Below are 17,611 nucleotides of genomic sequence, written 5' to 3'. Positions count from 1 at the left end.
CTGACATTTAAGAAGAAAAGAACTCGCGGCGAAAATCCGCTATTTCTTGTTGGTAATAACTGTGCCATTCCGGTTCTGATAAACTAGCATGGCTGGTGGCTCTCTCTTTTCTGAGTCTGGACTCAAGTTGTTGCAATGCTTGTTGGTAATCTCTGACTTGCTCTTTTTGCTGGGCAATTTGTTGCTGACGATCGTGAATCTCTTCGCTTTCGTCCTTCGTTAAGTAAGTTTTTTGCAGCTCTGCGATGATGGTTTGGCGATCTGGAAAGCTCATGCTATTGGGTATTAGGGCGACTGCACGCTCATATTTTGCTTGGTCGTTTGTAAGCCCGATAGCCTCTGCATTTTCTTGCCAGTCTATGATGAGTTGCTCGAAAGCTTGCAAAAAGCTTTCTGGACTTTGCGTGTTGAGCTGTTGGGCCTCTAAATTGAAATCGTATAGGGCGAACTCATCCGCGAAAATAACATCAGCCAACTCGCCCCAAATGCCTCTCGCCTCGGCTTTAAGTTGTGCAATACGTGAGGCTAGTGGTTGTTGCTCATCAAACAACAAATTACCCACACTTTCTTGCCATTGACTGTTGAGTTGATGGTAGCTCGCCAAAAGTTGAAATCGTGCTGAAGATAAATAAGGCTCGAGCAAGGCTAACTGTTCCTCACAGTCGCGGTTCGACATGCACTCATGCCAAAATGACTCAAGCTCTGCGACTAGTTCTCTCCCTTTGAGCAGAGTTAGTCTCTCAGTCGTTATTTGAGTCGCAGAAGGGAGCTCTGCGGTCTGTGGTGAAGCCTCTGCACTGGGAGCGATATTGCTTGTTTTTAGTGATGTACTGGGGACGTTCTTATTTTTTGTCTTTGGAGCAGAAGCGGACACGGCTGCTTCTTGCTGCCCATCTTGACTGAAAGTTAAAAACATCATGCCCGCCATAATGGCGGACATGATTATCAACGCGATTTTCTTCATGGCTTGATTGTTGCGCTAACTGGGAAATGGTCAGAAAGGTTGTAGTGTTTCCATAAACTTTCTGAAGTTGTACGCGGCACGTCCACACGGTTGTCATTGAATGATTTCACACCGTATTCGCTACTCACCATGACATAGTCAAGGTATTCCACGTTTTCGCCGCCTGATAACGCCTCACCTGCGAAGTTATTGATACGGGGATCAAAGGTTGACTCCGTGTAACCAGAATACTGAGGCTCTATGGCGCTTAAGTTAGCGATCATTTGTTGGTAGTCACCAGGGAACTTTCTTTTGTTTACGTTAAAGTCGCCGCTGTATACCACAGTTTCGCTTGAAGGAATGTTGAGAGATTTAGCGAGTGCGCGGATTTGTTTGAACTGGCGCTGACGATACTCGCGAGCGGTGTCTGTATCGAAAGATGCGGTATGGGTAGCAAATACATGGTAAGCCTGACCACCTTTAATAATTTCCGCATAATTCACGCCTTTGTCGGCAAAGCAGTCTGTGCCAGAGCAGTCGGGGAAGACATATTGCGCTTCATTCACGATAGGATAGCGACTGACAATGATCACCCCACCATCATGAATATTAACGCCTTCTTTATCTAACATTTTAGTTTGGTACGGATATTCCTTAGCTAACTCACGTAGGAATGCTTCACGACCGCTTGCAAACACTTCTTGCAGCGCTAATACATCATAACCTTTGACGTATTGAGGAATCAGTTCGTAACGATCACCGATGTGCGATGCAATAGCCGTAAGAGCCCAGATGTTGTATGTCATCAACTTAAGGTTTTGTTCTTCGTTATCGACAGATTCATTTACTTTGCTTGGTGTGATGGTGTAATAAAGATCGTCGTATCGAGCGGTACTGTCTGACTTAAATGCCAGTTCGGTTTCTCGGATGCCAAAAGCGTTAGTGTTGGCACGATGAATATTACGATCATCTTTAAGAGATAAATCTACATCGGCCGCCGATAAGCCATATTCAATGGTTGAATTATACCAATGACCTTCCATGACCTGATTGAGTGTTATGCTTTCACCTTTAGGGCTAGAAACCACAGTTTCAAAACGGTAAGTTTGGTTGGATTTCACGCCTTCCCAACGATTGAAGCTCAATACAGGTTTGGTTTCCCACGGACCAAGTACTTGTACATGTTGCTGCCACTCTTCTCCGTATTGAAGTAAATCACTGCCTTCGTGCTTTACTTGAATAGTTAAAGGCTGATCAGAGTTATTGGTTAGATAAACATCTGTATCTGCAATGCTTGGCAATGCCACCAAGCCACTTAATAAAAGACCCCACTGCGATAATTTCATCTTATTTTTCCATCATTTGAACTAGAGCAATCATTCTTGTTTATAAATATTACTTGCACGTTAAATATGGATGACATCGAAGCCAGTACTGAAAATTGTTATCAGAATGTGATCTTTATTCAATGGTGCGGAGTCGGGGTAGAGAGTTACTGGCTGCTTAAGCGGCTGTAAATAATAGCGATGGTTAACGAATCGTACTCACTGCAATCAAGTTGTCATCTTCGCTCTATAAGTTGTGCGGCGTCATTCATCCAGCCACATGGCTAGAACTTAAATTGATAGATGGAGCACCATGGCTAGAGCAGTAAATCCAATCGATGAAACCATCATTAAATTACTACAAGACCAAGGTTTGATTAGAAGCGAAGCAGAAGCTCGTTTAAAGAAAGAGGTATACCGCTTGCAGCCTAATGAGATTGAAAAAGTCAAAAATTATGCCCAGCACTTTGGCATCAACGCTAAAGAAAAACTCATCGATGAGATCTTAGAGTTGCGCCGGGAAGCGCTCATAAAAAAATGTAGACACAATACGGAGCATGCGAGCCTATCTCTAAAATAGCACGTGATAAAAATATCAATTACTGGTCAAGATTTGATCTCTCAGGCCGATGTATATAAGAGCGATCAATGATATCGAGCGCAAAAAACAGTGTGTTTTAGAGGTTAAGCTTTCACTTAAGTGAGAGGTTTGGAAAGGCTGCAGGGAGAAAGTGCATGCGTATTAAAGACTTAAGTGTCGTAAAGAAAATATCGGTTAGTTATTTAACCGTTTTTGCCGTGTTTGGTTTAGTGTCAGTAATGTTGGTACAAGGTTTGTTAACACTGAATAAAGACATCTCAGTGCTAACGGATAAAAGCTTACCTTCTGTTGCGATTTTGAAAGGTATCCAAGTTGATATTACTAAAGTGCGCAAAGATGAGTTCTCTTTATTGCCAAACGCAAATCATCCCAAAATTGGTGAGTGGTTAAAAGGCCTCGACCAATGGCGTTCTGATGTGCAGGCTGGTATTGCAGAATACGAAAAGCTCGACCTTAATCAGCGTGAAACGCAGTCTTTTAACGTTTTTAAAGAAACCTGGAATCAATACATCAAAGAAACGAAGACTTACAACGCACTGCTAAGCCAAGGTGATGCTGAAAGTGCAAATGATGTGATTTTATCGAGTTTCGATACTTACTCAAAAGCGTTGAGCAGCTTGGATGATACCCTCGCGTTGAACGATGAGTTGGTGAATTTGATTGGCGAAGAAGTACAAAATGAAGCGGCGTTTACACAATACAGCGCTGCTGTTGGTGCGCTTGTCGTCGCATTGGTCATGGTAATGTCTGCCATGTTGCTTTCTCGAGTCATTTGCGGGCCTGTTGATCGAGCATTGGAATTCGCTTCTAAAATCGCCAAGGGTCAATTGAATAATCAAATCGACGAAAGTGAATTGAGCAAAGACGAGTTAGGAACGTTGCTCAAAGAGCTTGTCGGTATGCAAACAAACTTACATTCGCTGGTTTCTGAGATTAATGACTCAACGATTCAGCTAACGGCAGCAGTAGAGGAAGTGAGTGCTATTTCTTCTCAGACCGCTTCTGGTATGCAAAATCAACAAATTGAACTTAGCTCGGTGGCTTCTGCGATGACAGAAATGCAAGCTGCTGTAAGTGAAGTGGCACAAAATACCGAAGTTGGCGCGACCTCTGCTTACTCGGCAACGGAAGTGGCTAAACAAGGAACGGCGACGTTACAACAAACTATCGCAGTAATTGAGCGTGTATCACATACGATCCAAGAGTCAGATGAACTGGCACGTGAGCTTGAATCTAGCTCAAACAATATCAATGTGGTCGTAGATGTGATCCGCGGGATTGCGGAGCAAACAAACTTGTTAGCACTGAACGCCGCAATTGAAGCTGCTCGGGCTGGTGAACAAGGACGTGGGTTTGCTGTTGTGGCAGATGAGGTTCGTTCTCTGGCGCAACGCACTCAAGACTCCACTTCACAAATTGTGGAAATTGTTAATCAACTACAAGAGAGCAGCAGCAAAATAGGGCATTCAAGCCGTGATTGTCAGGAGGGGATTTCTCAGTGTGTTGAGCAAGTCAATGACGCTGATAGCCAGATAAAAGAAATTGAACATTCTGTCGATAACATAGCGCAAATGAGCACACAAATCGCAACGGCGTGCAGCGAGCAGAATTCTGTATCCGAAGAACTGAATCGAAGTGTGGAGCATATTAATAGTGCTTCAACAGAGATGGCTGAGGGAGCTTCGCAAACGGCTGTAGCTTGCCAGCAGATCAGTAGCCTAGCGCACAACTTGAAAACTCGAATGGGTTCATTCCAGCTCTAGTTGTTGTGTTTCAGCTTTATTCCTAACCTCATTGCTACAAAAAATAAGCCGGACGAAATGTCCGGCTTATTTATTCTCTGTCTATATAAATAAGTTCAGAGCATGCTCAATCTTGGGAGAATATGCTCGCTAGGCTGGAATACCACTATGGAACTTAAAATCTGTATCTGGCGTAGAAATTAAATCCGCCTCAACTCGACCAAAATAGGCTATGCGTTCGCTGATGTCTTTGCCCGCGATTTGCTCTGCCAATACAAGATAATCTTGATAGTGGCGTGCTTCTGAGCGCAGTAAAGAAACGTAGAATTTTGCGATATCGTCATCCATATGTGGTGCTAGTTTGGCAAAACGCTCACAAGATCGGGCTTCGATGTACGCACCAATGATGAGCTTATCGATCAGCGTTTCCGGTTCATGAGTCTTCATATGCGAAATGAGCCCTTTAGCATAGCGACTTGCTGGAATATTTTTATACTCAATTCCACGACTTTCCATGATCTCTAAAACTTGATAAAAGTGGTGTAACTCCTCTTTAATCAAAAGCACCATTTTATCGATCAAATCTTGGCTGTACGGTGAGTTTGACTTAGCCATGATCGCTTTGGAAATATTGCTCTTACCTTTTAAAGTTTCTAGTGAGCCTACATTGCGATAAGCAAAATCTTCATAGGGTTTAAACCAGTCAAGCAGAGCATGTGAACTGGATTGGTCAACGGCATACTTACGAATTAAAAACATCGCAGATTGGCCAGCTTTTAGCTCACACATTAGGTGGTCTAATAAAATGGTTTGAAGGTTTTCTGGTTTCTTTGCTTCCTCTACCCATTCATCAGGTGTGCTGCATTGCAGAAATTGGTTAATGGGAGCAAGAAGATCTTGATAGGCGTCTAGATTCATCATTTTAGTTTTAGTACTTCACATTCTAATTGGGCATATCCGCTATCTTACGGATAGAAAAAAGGCTGCGATTGCAGCCTTTATTGACCTTAAGTGAATGTTACCACTTTTTCTTCTCGCCGAAGAGTGCTTCCATGTCATTGTCGCGCTCTTTATCGGCGATCTGCTGCATTTCGGCATCACTTTTATCTTGGCGTTTTTTATCTAGGTCGCCCAACATGTCTTCAAGCTTCTGTTTCGCTTGAATCGAGTAGGGATCGCTCTTTGTACTCAATGCATCGATACCTTTGCGTAGCAGTTGAAGTGCTGTGCCAGGTTGACCTCGAGCGATTGAGTCATTTGCTCTTTTAATGACGTTTTCGATGTTGATACGAATCTGCATCGTTTCTAAACGCGCATTTTCAGCGACATAAGTCTGGGTGTCGATACGGCCTTTATTGTGTTCGTTACGGATAGTATCGCGAAGGCGCTTCACCAACTTAAGCATGACGATGGCTTGTTTATCACTGCTTGGCATTTTGAACGTGGTACTCTCGCCAGTGGGACCATTCTCTTTCAGTTGATCAATCTGTTGCTTCATGTTTTCGATACGTTGAGCAAGCTGCTTATTCTTCGGGTCAAGCTCATGCATGCTTTCTAGCGCGTCAAGAATACGATTGTTTAGACATAGCAACAGCTCCTTGCTAAAAGGGATATGGTGCGCATGACCAATCAACTCTTCAGTGCCATCAATCAAGGCAACATAGCGTGCGGACTCCTGTCTTTTCGCAGTCTCTACCTTGACCTTATACTGCAACATAATGTTATAGCCTAGGATCAACACCAGTAGGATGGCTACCAAAGCGATTATTAAACCAATATTCATATCTTTGCGTCTGCTTTACTTTTCTACGGCTAGCGTTAAAGAATACATGAATCTTATCTTACTCGGCACCCTATTTGTTTGATTATTTTGTCTCTCCCACGTTTTAGCTACTGATAGAAGTCACATCATAGAACTTCAGTCATTTATTGGCTCAACTTTGTGCATATTGTTTCTATGTTGAGGATTATCAGTATGTGATTGAGGTATAAGTTAGAAATTACTGTTCATTTCGATTTGAACGCGTTATAACTAATTATTATATCGCTCGTCCGAGTGGCCAATAAATTATCTCATGAACAAGTAAGGGATTACGATGAAACTGCAGCAGCTGAAGTATATTGTTGAGGTTGTAAACCATAATCTGAATGTATCCGCGACGGCAGAAAGCTTGTATACCTCTCAGCCAGGTATCAGTAAGCAGGTTCGGTTGCTGGAAGATGAGTTAGGCATTCAGATTTTTGAACGTAGCGGTAAGCACTTAACACAGGTGACACCTGCTGGTGAAGAAATTGTACGTATCTCTCAAGAAATTCTCGCTCGTGTAGAAAGTATCAAAGCTGTAGCAGGGGAGCACACCCACCCAGAAATGGGGACGCTGAATATCACCACGACACATACGCAAGCGCGTTATGCTTTGCCGGATGTCATCAAAGGTTTCACTTCTCGCTACCCAAAAGTGTCATTACACATGCATCAAGGTACGCCGTCACAAATGTCTGAGGCAATTGCTAAAGGTACGGCGAACTTTGCGATTGCGACAGAAGCGCTTCACTTATATCAAGATGCCATCATGCTGCCTTGTTATCACTGGAACCGTTCAATTGTCGTGCCTAAAGATCATCCATTAGCGAAGAAAGATAAGGTAACGATCAGCGATCTTGCCGCTTATCCATTGGTCACTTATGTGTTTGGTTTTACGGGCCGTTCAGAGTTAGATACCGCATTTAATCGTGAAGGTTTAACCCCGAGAGTGGTGTTCACTGCAACTGATGCGGACGTTATTAAAACGTATGTTCGCATGGGTATTGGTGTTGGTGTGATTGCGAGCATGGCTGTGGATGAAGAGCAGGACAGCGATTTAGTCGCAATAGATGCGAGCCATTTATTCGGGGCTAGTACGACAAGTATTGGCTTCCGTCGCGGCACATTCCTGCGCTCATACATGTTCGATTTTATGGAACGCTTTGCTCCTCATTTAACTCGCCCAGTGGTAGAGCAGGCGATTTCGTTGAAATCTAATGCAGAAATCGAAGAGATGTTTAAAGACATCGAGCTCCCGGTGAGATAACACTTCATTGATGTTTCGATTCCCTCTACAATGCGCTCGTTGTAGGGGGAGTTATGAAAACGCAATTTCAATTTATTAATGACTGCTTATTGGAAAACGAATCGCTATGGCGGTTTGAACCATTTAAAAGTAGCATCCACATCTCATTACCTTGGCAAGAGCAACACCCTCAGTTGTGCCAGTGGTTAGTGTCTCTTTCTCCCTCTCAAATCGAAGAGTATAAAGCGGAACCTGAACTCGCCTTAAAAGCGATAAGCGCGTTCGTGCCTCAACTCGAACAACTCGCTTATCACACGCGTTTAGAGTCTTTAACCTTAAATGGTTTGGCACTCGCTCGTGGCTTAGACAACGGCATTCCCGGACGTAAGCTGGAGCAAATCAGTTCGATGGGTGAAGCTGCAATTCAACAACACTGTGGCGAAGAATGGTTAGAGTGGTGTTCAGGGAAAGGTTATTTAGGACGAATCCTGGCAACACAAACCGATCAGCCTGTGACCAGTTTCGAATATCAACAAGCACTGTGTGATTCAGGGCAACAAGCGGCGAATGAACACCATTGGAAGATGACGTTTATTCAAGGCGATGCGTTCGATAGCAAAGCGAGAGCGGTGTTTAAACCGACGCAACACGCGGTGGCACTGCATGCGTGTGGTGACCTCCATGTTCGTCTAATGCAGTACGGCAGTGAGAATGGGATTGCTGCGATGACCATCTCACCTTGTTGTTATCACTTGATTCAGTCGGAACAATACCAGCCGATGTCGAAACCGGGGAGGGCTTCTTCTCTCTCATTGTCTAAGCAAGAACTGCGTATCCCGTTACAGCAAACGGTGACAGGGGGAGAGCGTGTACGTCGCCATCGTCAGCAGGAAATGGTGTTTCGTCTTGGCTTCGATTTGATTACTCGACGAGCGTTAGGCATGGCAGAGTACCAACCTGTCCCCAGTATTCGGAAGTCGCAATTAAGTGAAGGCTTTGAATCTTTGTGTCGCTGGGCGGCGGAGCAGAAAGGTATCGTTCTTTCTCAAGAAATCGATTTCGATCATTTTGAAAAGTTAAGCGAACAACGCTTCTGGCAAATGGAGAGAATGAGCTTAGTGCAACTGGTTTTTCAACGTCCATTGGAGATCTGGCTCGCATTGGACAAAGCACTTTATCTTGAAGAACGTGGTTATCGTGTTAGATTGTCAGAGTTTTGCCCTAAATCAGTTACACCTAGAAATATTTTAATTTGCGCATATAAGAATTAGTTATTTTTTATAGCTAAACGCTCTATATGAAAAGCCCACTTATGCGTGGGCTTTTGTAAACAAAACGTGACAAATTGGTTTTATTTTGTCATTAATTGAACATAGCGATAGCTTGAGTTGGTTCAACGTATTCCAAGTCAAAGCTTTCTGCTACTTCTTTACATGTTACTTTTCCGTGAATAACGTTTAGACCTTCAAGGAAGCCTTTGTCTTCTAGAAGTGCCTCACGGTAGCCTTTGTTTGCGAGTTTCACAATGTAAGGGAGTGTTGCATTGTTCAATGCGAAAGTTGAAGTACGTGCAACCGCACCAGGCATATTTGCTACGCAGTAGTGAACCACTTCATCCACGATGTAAGTTGGATCTGCGTGGGTTGTTGCGTGAGATGTCTCGAAACAGCCACCTTGGTCAATAGCCACGTCAACCACTGCCGCACCAGGTTTCATCTTAGCAATGTGCTCTTTTGTTACCAGCTTAGGCGCTGCTGCTCCAGGAATTAGAACTGCACCGATAACAAGGTCAGCTTCTAGAACATGCTTCTCGATAGCGTCTTCAGTAGAATAAACCACTTTAGCGCGACCTTGGAATTCTTCGTCAAGCTTACGAAGTGTATCTACGTTGCGGTCTAGAATGGTTACGTCAGCGCGAAGACCAACAGCCATACGAGCTGCGTTTGCACCAACAACACCACCACCAACGATGACGACTTTCGCTGGCTCAACACCAGGTACGCCGCCTAGGAGCAGACCACGACCGCCGTGTGATTTTTCCAATGTTTGCGCGCCAGCTTGGATAGACATCCGACCTGCCACTTCTGACATTGGTGCTAACAGTGGCAAACGACCCATATTATCTGTTACAGTCTCATAGGCTATACAGACAGCTTTGCTCTTGATTAGCTCATCAGTTTGTGGAAAATCTGGTGCTAGGTGTAAATAAGTAAATAAAATTTGCCCTTCGCGGAGCATTGCTCTCTCTACTGCTTGGGGTTCTTTTACTTTTACAATCATGTCTGCTTGCGCGAATACGTCTGCAGCATGAGGGAGAATGGATGCGCCGACAGCGATGTAATCATCGTCTGAAAAACCAATGCCGGCACCTGCATTGGTCTCAACTAAAACTTGGTGACCATGTGAGATGAGTTCTCTCACGCTTGCTGGGATCATACCAACACGATATTCGTGGTTCTTGATTTCCTTAGGTACGCCAATGATCATCCTGTATCCTCTTTCTATAATGGTTGTATTAACTGTTTGTAGGGTGTTATTGTCGAATTAATAACTAGTATAGTTATAGATTTGTAAAATTTGGCACCAAATATTAAAAAGTTGTAGTATATTTTTTTGCAAGGAAGTAATAAGGTGGAATAAAAAATGGCAGACAACTATAAAAAGCCGTCCAAGGAACTAGACCGTATCGACCGCAACATTCTTAATGAACTGCAGAAAGACGGTCGTATTTCAAACGTTGAGCTTTCAAAACGTGTGGGACTTTCTCCAACGCCATGTTTGGAGCGTGTACGTCGCTTAGAGCGTCAGGGTTACATCACAGGATACACTGCATTATTGAATCCGCAGTTCCTGGATGCGTCACTATTAGTATTCGTTGAGATTACACTAAACCGTGGTGCGCCGGATGTATTTGAGCAGTTTAACTCAGCTGTTCAAAAGCTAGACGACATACAAGAGTGTCATCTTGTATCAGGTGACTTTGACTATCTTCTTAAAACCCGTGTATCAGATATGGGTGCTTACCGCCGACTATTGGGCGATACGTTACTACGTCTACCTGGCGTAAATGACACTCGCACATACGTTGTAATGGAAGAAGTGAAACAATCTAACCAGCTTGTGATCAAAACTCGTTAATTTCTTGCAAAGAAAGCGGTATATGCTTCCGCTTTCGCCAGAGAGTAATTGGGTTTTTCTCTTTGATATGGTTAAATCAATTTACCGAGCGGCTTGATGCCGCTCGGAATGTTTTGCAAATTCCTATTTCATTTCCATATTCAAGTTGATTTATGTTCAAAGAGAACGCAAAGAAAGTCGAAACCATTATCAAAACCAGTGAAGAGCCCCAGTCTTCACGCTTAAATGGCTTCCAACGCTTAAAAGAGTGCTGCTTTATCGTTGGCGTTCTTAGCTCGGTATTGCTTGCGGTTGCACTATTTACCTTCAGTCCGGCCGATCCTTCCTGGTCCCAAACCGCATGGGGAGGGGAGATCGATAATGCTGGTGGCCTTTTCGGCGCTTGGCTTGCGGACACACTATTCTTCACATTTGGCTCTCTCGCTTATCCCATCCCTTTCTTGCTAGCTGCGGCTGCATGGGTGATTTGCCGTAAACGAGGAGAAGATGAGCCAATTGATTTCATGTTATGGGGTACGAGGTTACTCGGCCTTGTCGTCCTTATAATGACTAGCTGTGGTCTAGCCGATATTAATTTTGATGATATTTGGTATTTCTCGTCCGGTGGTGTCGTCGGGGACGTGTTGTCTAGCCTAGCTTTACCTACATTGAATGTACTTGGCACGACATTGGTACTGCTGTTCTTATGGGGAGCGGGTTTTACTCTCTTTACTGGCATCTCATGGCTTAACATCGTTGAGTGGCTTGGAGATCGTGCATTAGCGCTAATTGCGGCGCTTGCAAATAAGATAAGAGGCTCTGAGCAAGAAGTTTTAGAACCTCAGCTAGATGAGTTCGTGGAAGATAAAGTCTCTACGCCTAGACATAACGTAGACCATGACATTGATGATGAGCCGCTTCCTCATTTAACGGCGTTCGATGTCGATGAGCCGAAAGAATCGGCGCCTGCACATGAGTATCCTATTTATATGCCGCAAGCTAAACCTGAGAAGCCAGCGGAACAAATGATGGTGGAACCAACGCCACCACAACGCAAGGCTACGGTTAATGCTGCGCCAGTTTATGCTCAACCTGAGCACCAAACGCAACCTGTCCATGCGGTGAATACTGATAACGTTGACCCGCTTCTGGAGCGTACCAAGCAGCTGAATGTCACGATAGAAGAGCTTGAAGCTGCAGCGCAACAAGCAGATGACTGGGGAACTGAAGAACAGGTAGCCCCATCATTTGCAGATACTTACTCTTCCTATGTAGAGCAACATACAGCTACAGAAGAACCGATCAGTGTTGAACCAGATTATGCAGAGTACGAACAATTTGAAGCAGAGCAAGTACAGCAGCCAAGTATTGAGCATCCTGTGCATGAAGAGCCTGTAATTGATTCCGCTGCGCTAGATAGCATCACGGAGCAAACAGAATCGAGTCAACACATTGAACCTACGATCTCTGATTTTGACGTGTTAGACGATGAAGACGAAGTGGAGTCACAGTCTGTACAACAAGTACAGCCAGCTCCAGCAACACCTCATCAGCAAGTGGCAACACCTTCAACAACATTTGAACCTGCACTTCAAAAAGCGGAGGTTCAAGACGGTGACGAAGATGTAGCGGCATTCCAAGACATGGTTTCTAGTGCGCAAGCCAAAGTAGCAGCGACACAGAACCCATTCTTGGTACAGAAAGAAGAAAACTTGCCTGTTCCAGAAGAGCCACTTCCAACGCTCGAGTTGCTTTACCATCCAGAAAAACGCGAAAACTTTATCGACCGAGATGCTCTAGAGCAGGTCGCTCGATTGGTTGAGAGCAAGCTAGCGGACTACAAAATCAAAGCCGACGTGGTGGGGATTTATCCTGGTCCAGTGATCACTCGCTTCGAGCTTGATTTGGCTCCGGGGGTAAAAGTAAGCCGTATTTCTGGTCTTTCAACTGACTTAGCGCGTGCATTGTCTGCAATGGCTGTACGTGTTGTAGAAGTAATCCCTGGCAAGCCTTACATCGGTTTGGAACTGCCAAACATGAGTCGTCAGACGGTCTATTTATCTGATGTAATCAGTAGTCCTCAGTTTGAGCAAGCAACGTCACCAACAACGGTTGTGTTAGGTCAAGACATTGCGGGCGAAGCTGTTGTGGCCGATCTCGCGAAGATGCCTCACGTGCTAGTAGCAGGTACAACTGGCTCTGGTAAGTCGGTGGGTGTGAACGTGATGATTTTGAGCATGCTATATAAAGCAGGTCCAGAAGATGTGCGCTTCATCATGATTGACCCGAAAATGCTAGAGCTTTCTATTTACGAAGGTATCCCTCATCTTCTTTCTGAAGTTGTGACTGATATGAAAGACGCATCAAACGCTCTACGTTGGTGTGTGGGTGAGATGGAACGTCGTTATAAGTTGATGTCGGCATTGGGCGTTCGTAATGTGAAAGGCTTTAACGAGAAGTTGAAGATGGCAGCAGAAGCAGGCCACCCAATTCATGACCCATTCTGGCAAGAAGGCGACAGTATGGATACGGAACCGCCATTGCTAGAAAAACTGCCGTATATCGTTGTTGTTGTCGATGAATTTGCTGACCTGATGATGGTGGTGGGTAAGAAGGTAGAAGAACTGATTGCACGCTTGGCACAAAAGGCGCGTGCGGCAGGTATTCATCTAATTCTTGCGACTCAACGTCCATCGGTGGATGTTATCACGGGTCTGATTAAAGCGAATATTCCAACTCGTGTTGCGTTTACGGTATCGACTAAAACGGACTCTCGTACAATCCTAGATCAAGGCGGTGCAGAATCACTGCTTGGTATGGGTGACATGTTGTACTTACCACCAGGCTCTAGCCATACGACCCGTGTTCATGGTGCGTTTGCATCAGATGACGATGTTCATGCGGTTGTAAACAACTGGAAAGCGCGTGGTAAACCGAACTACATTGAAGAGATCATCAGCGGAGATCAAAGTCCAGAAAGCTTATTGCCAGGTGAGCAAATGGAAGCGGATGAAGATGTGGATCCACTCTTCGATCAAGTCGTTGAGCACGTAGTTCAGTCACGTCGAGGCTCTGTTTCTGGCGTACAGCGTCGATTTAAGATCGGTTACAACCGTGCCGCCCGTATTGTTGAGCAACTCGAAGCGCAAGGTATCGTGAGTGCACCGGGTCACAACGGTAACCGCGAAGTTTTAGCTCCTGCGCCGCCAAAAGATTAATGAACTTGTTTTACTCACTTCAGTCCAACTGAGGTGAGTAACTTTAGGTCTTTGACCCTCTGATAGGTATCTGAATGAAAAAACGATTTTCAGCGAAACTTTTCTCAGCGCTAGTTTTAAGCGTTTCTTTCTTCTCAGCTGCGAATGCAGCATCTCCAAAAGATGAACTCAATAAACGTCTCGCAATGAACGAGGGTTTCAGTGCCGATTTCTCCCAGCAAGTGATCAGCCCTGAAGGTGAAACGGTAATGGAAGGTGAGGGCACGGTTGAAATCGCTCGTCCAAGTTTGTTCCGTTGGAGTACGACTTTCCCAGATGAAAACCTTTTAGTATCTGACGGTAAGACGTTGTGGTATTACAGCCCATTCATTGAACAAGTAAGCATTTACTGGCAAGAGCAAGCGACCGAGCAAACACCATTTGTGCTGTTAACTCGCAATAGAGCAAGCGATTGGGATAACTATAAGATTTCTCAGAAAGGTAATGAGTTTACGCTCATTCCAACGGCAATTGACTCTACTCAAGGCCAATTCCAGATTAATATTGATGCAAAAGGCGTAGTGAAAGGCTTTAACGTCATTGAGCAAGATGGTCAGAAAGGGCTGTTTACTTTTAGTAATGTTAAGCTTGGTAAACCAAAGGTAGACAGATTTACATTCACAATTCCAGATGGCGTGGAAGTGGATGACCAAAGGAATTAATTGGTAGTGAGTAATTACACGTTAGATTTCTCAGGGGACGAAGATTTTCGTCCCCTTGCTGCTCGTATGAGACCACAAACTATCGAACAGTATATTGGACAGCAGCATATTTTAGGTCCGGGTAAACCCCTACGCCGAGCGCTAGAGGCTGGACACATTCACTCGATGATTTTGTGGGGACCACCAGGCACAGGCAAAACGACATTAGCGGAAGTGGCAGCAAACTATGCCAACGCCGAAGTTGAGCGTGTATCTGCGGTGACGTCTGGCGTTAAAGAGATCCGAGCTGCGATCGACAAAGCGCGTGAGAACAAAATGGCAGGTCGTCGCACTATCTTATTCGTGGATGAGGTGCATCGCTTTAACAAATCACAGCAAGATGCGTTTTTACCGCATATTGAAGACGGTACGGTTACGTTTATCGGTGCGACCACAGAGAACCCTTCGTTTGAGTTAAACAACGCATTACTCTCGCGTGCTCGCGTTTACAAGTTGACTTCTCTTGGTCAGAGCGAAATATCGCTGGCGCTTGATCAAGCGATTAACGACAAAGAGCGCGGCTTGGGGAATATACCAGCACATTTCGCCGATAACGTACTAGATCGCTTAGCAGAGCTAGTTAACGGTGATGCTCGCATGTCTCTTAACTACCTTGAGCTGCTATACGATATGGCAGAAGACAACGCGCAGGGTGAAAAAGAAATCACGCTTAAGTTGCTTGCGGAAGTGGCGGGAGAAAAGGTCTCTCGCTTCGATAACAAAGGTGATATCTGGTACGACTTAATCTCTGCAGTTCACAAATCCATTCGTGGTTCAAATCCAGACGCCGCTTTGTATTGGGCTGCACGTATGATCGCTGCAGGTTGTGATCCGCTCTACATCGTTCGCCGATTACTTGCGATAGCATCGGAAGATGTTGGCAACGCGGACCCTAGAGCCATGCAAGTTGCACTCTCCGCGTGGGACTGTTTTACACGCGTTGGTCCAGCAGAAGGTGAGCGTGCGATTGCTCAAGCTATTGTTTATCTCGCGTGCGCTCCAAAGAGTAATGCGGTTTACGTTGCTTGGAAACAAGCGCTCACAGATGCTCATAACTTACCTGAATATGAAGTGCCGCATCACCTTCGAAATGCACCTACCAGTTTGATGAAAGACATGGGGTATGGGGCAGAGTATCGTTATGCTCACGATGAGCCGGGTGCCTATGCAGCCGGTGAGCAATATTTGCCACCAGAAATGGCAGATCGTAAGTATTATCAGCCAACAAATCGCGGTCTAGAAACCAAAATCGGCGAAAAGTTAGATTACTTGGCTAAATTAGACGCAAATAGCCAACAAAAGCGCTATGAAAAGTAGGCGTTTTTGGATACATTTGTTCAGTAAATTTTTTTAACGCGTACGCTTGGAAAGTGCGCGTGATTTCACAACAAAAAGCATAGGATTAACAATGCTGGATTCTAAATTACTTCGTACAGAGCTGGATGAAACAGCTGCTAAACTGGCGCGTCGTGGCTTTAAGCTAGACGTAGAGACTATTCGTAAACTTGAAGAACAACGTAAGTCCATTCAAGTAGAAGTAGAAAATTTACAATCCACGCGTAACTCCATCTCCAAACAAATCGGCCAAAAAATGGCGGCTGGCGACAAAGAAGGCGCAGAAGAGATCAAGAAACAAATCGGTACTCTAGGTAGCGATCTTGATGCGAAGAAAGTTGAACTTGAGCAAGTAATGGCTCAACTAGACGAATTCACGCTTTCTGTACCAAACATCCCGGCAGATGAAGTGCCAGATGGCAAAGACGAGAACGACAACGTTGAAATCTCTCGTTGGGGTGAACCAAAGACTTACGACTTCGAACTGAAAGATCACGTTGACCTAGGTGAAATGGGTGGCGGTCTAGACTTCGCAAGTGCAGTTAAGATCACTGGCGCACGTTTCATCGTGATGAAAGGCCAATTTGCTCGTCTACACCGTGCAATCGCTCAGTTCATGCTAGATCTTCACACAGAAGAACACGGCTACACAGAAATGTACGTACCTTACCTAGTAAACTCTGACAGCCTATTCGGTACTGGTCAGCTTCCTAAGTTCGGTAAAGACCTTTTCCACACAGAGCCTCTAGCGGAAAAAGTAAACGACGAAGAACCACGTAAACTGTCGCTAATTCCTACGGCAGAAGTACCTGTAACGAACCTAGTTCGTGACACGATTTCTGACGAAGCGGATCTACCAATTAAGATGACAGCTCACACGCCATGTTTCCGTTCTGAAGCAGGTTCTTATGGTCGTGATACTCGTGGTCTGATTCGTATGCACCAGTTCGACAAAGTTGAGCTAGTACAAATCACTAAGCCAGAAGATTCAATGAATGCGCTAGAAGAGCTAACAGGTCACGCTGAGAAAGTTCTACAACTTCTAGAGCTTCCTTACCGTAAAGTGGTTCTTTGTACAGGTGACATGGGCTTCGGCGCTCGTAAAACTTACGACCTAGAAGTTTGGGTTCCTGCTCAAGAAACTTACCGTGAAATCTCTTCATGTTCTAACATGTGGGACTTCCAAGCTCGTCGTATGCAAGCGCGTTTCCGTCGTAAAGGCGAGAAGAAACCTGAGCTTGTACACACGCTAAACGGTTCTGGTCTAGCAGTTGGTCGCACCATGGTTGCTATCCTAGAAAACAACCAAGAAGCAGATGGCCGTATTGCAATCCCTGCAGTACTTCAGAAGTACATGGGGGGCGCAACGCACATCGGTTAATTCATTAACCACTAGAACACCAAAACCCAGCTTCAGTGCTGGGTTTTTTGTTATTTGCGTCGAGTGAAAATACGTTGTTATGTAATTAGCACACGCAATAGTGAAGAGCTCGCCCAGAATCTGGCAGTACGAGACAAATGATATTTTTCTAAACGGTTT

Annotated in this window: 14 protein-coding genes; 9 read left to right on the top strand and 5 right to left on the bottom strand. The window is 44.8% G+C overall.

The features are described 5' to 3' along the window. Positions 1-7 precede the first annotated feature (7 nt). Complete coding sequence (locus L3V27_RS11085; protein WP_237311861.1) at positions 8-964, bottom strand: ATP-dependent dsDNA exonuclease; 957 nt, start codon at positions 962-964, stop codon at positions 8-10. After that, positions 961-2,289, bottom strand: a complete 1,329-nt coding sequence (locus tag L3V27_RS11080) for a sphingomyelin phosphodiesterase (protein WP_085343592.1) — start codon at positions 2,287-2,289, stop codon at positions 961-963. The genes L3V27_RS11085 and L3V27_RS11080 overlap by 4 nt, the downstream gene beginning before the upstream one ends. 292 nt (positions 2,290-2,581) lie before the next feature. Between L3V27_RS11080 and L3V27_RS11075 the strand changes: the two genes are divergently transcribed. Beyond that, complete coding sequence (locus tag L3V27_RS11075) at positions 2,582-2,848, top strand: hypothetical protein (RefSeq protein ID WP_012841963.1); 267 nt, start codon at positions 2,582-2,584, stop codon at positions 2,846-2,848. 155 nt (positions 2,849-3,003) lie between these two features. Then, positions 3,004-4,632 (top strand): methyl-accepting chemotaxis protein, encoded by a 1,629-nt coding sequence (locus L3V27_RS11070; RefSeq protein WP_005390805.1) that lies wholly within the window; start codon positions 3,004-3,006, stop codon positions 4,630-4,632. Positions 4,633-4,761: 129 nt separating this feature from the next. On the opposite strand, the gene L3V27_RS11065 is transcribed toward L3V27_RS11070, so the two are convergent. Together L3V27_RS11065 and L3V27_RS11060 are read right to left on the bottom strand one after the other, a co-directional pair. Beyond that, positions 4,762-5,532, bottom strand: coding sequence for a tRNA isopentenyl-2-thiomethyl-A-37 hydroxylase MiaE (locus tag L3V27_RS11065; RefSeq protein ID WP_005390807.1), 771 nt, complete (start codon positions 5,530-5,532; stop codon positions 4,762-4,764). 97 nt (positions 5,533-5,629) lie between these two features. Next, positions 5,630-6,394, bottom strand: coding sequence for a hypothetical protein (locus tag L3V27_RS11060; RefSeq protein WP_005390808.1), 765 nt, complete (start codon positions 6,392-6,394; stop codon positions 5,630-5,632). A 313-nt stretch (positions 6,395-6,707) separates the two neighbouring features. Here L3V27_RS11060 and cysB point away from each other — a divergent pair, with 313 nt between their 5' ends. Together cysB and L3V27_RS11050 are read left to right on the top strand one after the other, a co-directional pair. Beyond that, positions 6,708-7,682 carry an HTH-type transcriptional regulator CysB gene (gene cysB, locus L3V27_RS11055; protein WP_006742885.1) on the top strand — a complete coding sequence of 325 codons (975 nt, stop codon included), beginning with the start codon at positions 6,708-6,710 and terminating at the stop codon, positions 7,680-7,682. A 53-nt stretch (positions 7,683-7,735) separates the two neighbouring features. Continuing rightward, positions 7,736-8,932, top strand: a complete 1,197-nt coding sequence (locus L3V27_RS11050; RefSeq protein WP_193447976.1) for a methyltransferase — start codon at positions 7,736-7,738, stop codon at positions 8,930-8,932. A gap of 91 nt (positions 8,933-9,023) precedes the next feature. Here L3V27_RS11050 and ald read toward each other — a convergent pair whose 3' ends face one another. Next, positions 9,024-10,148 carry an alanine dehydrogenase gene (gene ald, locus L3V27_RS11045; RefSeq protein WP_005378241.1) on the bottom strand — a complete coding sequence of 375 codons (1,125 nt, stop codon included), beginning with the start codon at positions 10,146-10,148 and terminating at the stop codon, positions 9,024-9,026. 156 nt (positions 10,149-10,304) lie between these two features. Between ald and lrp the strand changes: the two genes are divergently transcribed. The 5 genes from lrp (at position 10,305) to serS (ending at position 17,452) form a co-directional block, all read left to right on the top strand. Continuing rightward, positions 10,305-10,799 (top strand): leucine-responsive transcriptional regulator Lrp, encoded by a 495-nt coding sequence (gene lrp, locus L3V27_RS11040; protein ID WP_005378234.1) that lies wholly within the window; start codon positions 10,305-10,307, stop codon positions 10,797-10,799. A gap of 152 nt (positions 10,800-10,951) precedes the next feature. Continuing rightward, the gene (locus tag L3V27_RS11035; RefSeq protein ID WP_237311860.1) at positions 10,952-13,996 is read left to right on the top strand and encodes a DNA translocase FtsK 4TM domain-containing protein; all 3,045 of its coding nucleotides are present in this window, start codon (positions 10,952-10,954) and stop codon (positions 13,994-13,996) included. Between the two features lie 74 nt (positions 13,997-14,070). Beyond that, positions 14,071-14,697 (top strand): outer membrane lipoprotein chaperone LolA, encoded by a 627-nt coding sequence (gene lolA / locus L3V27_RS11030; RefSeq protein ID WP_012841960.1) that lies wholly within the window; start codon positions 14,071-14,073, stop codon positions 14,695-14,697. Further along, positions 14,698-16,053, top strand: a complete 1,356-nt coding sequence (locus L3V27_RS11025) for a replication-associated recombination protein A (protein ID WP_267135714.1) — start codon at positions 14,698-14,700, stop codon at positions 16,051-16,053. A 91-nt stretch (positions 16,054-16,144) separates the two neighbouring features. Then, a complete protein-coding gene (gene serS, locus L3V27_RS11020; RefSeq protein WP_053807197.1) occupies positions 16,145-17,452 on the top strand; it encodes a serine--tRNA ligase in 1,308 nt (435 codons plus the stop codon). The last annotated feature ends 159 nt before the right edge of the window (positions 17,453-17,611 follow it).

The organism is Vibrio sp. J2-3(2022) (assembly GCF_021725735.1).
GTDB classification, from domain to species: domain Bacteria; phylum Pseudomonadota; class Gammaproteobacteria; order Enterobacterales; family Vibrionaceae; genus Vibrio; species Vibrio diabolicus.
Note: the sequence above shows the minus strand (reverse complement) of the source record. Positions and strands in the feature narration are given on the sequence as shown.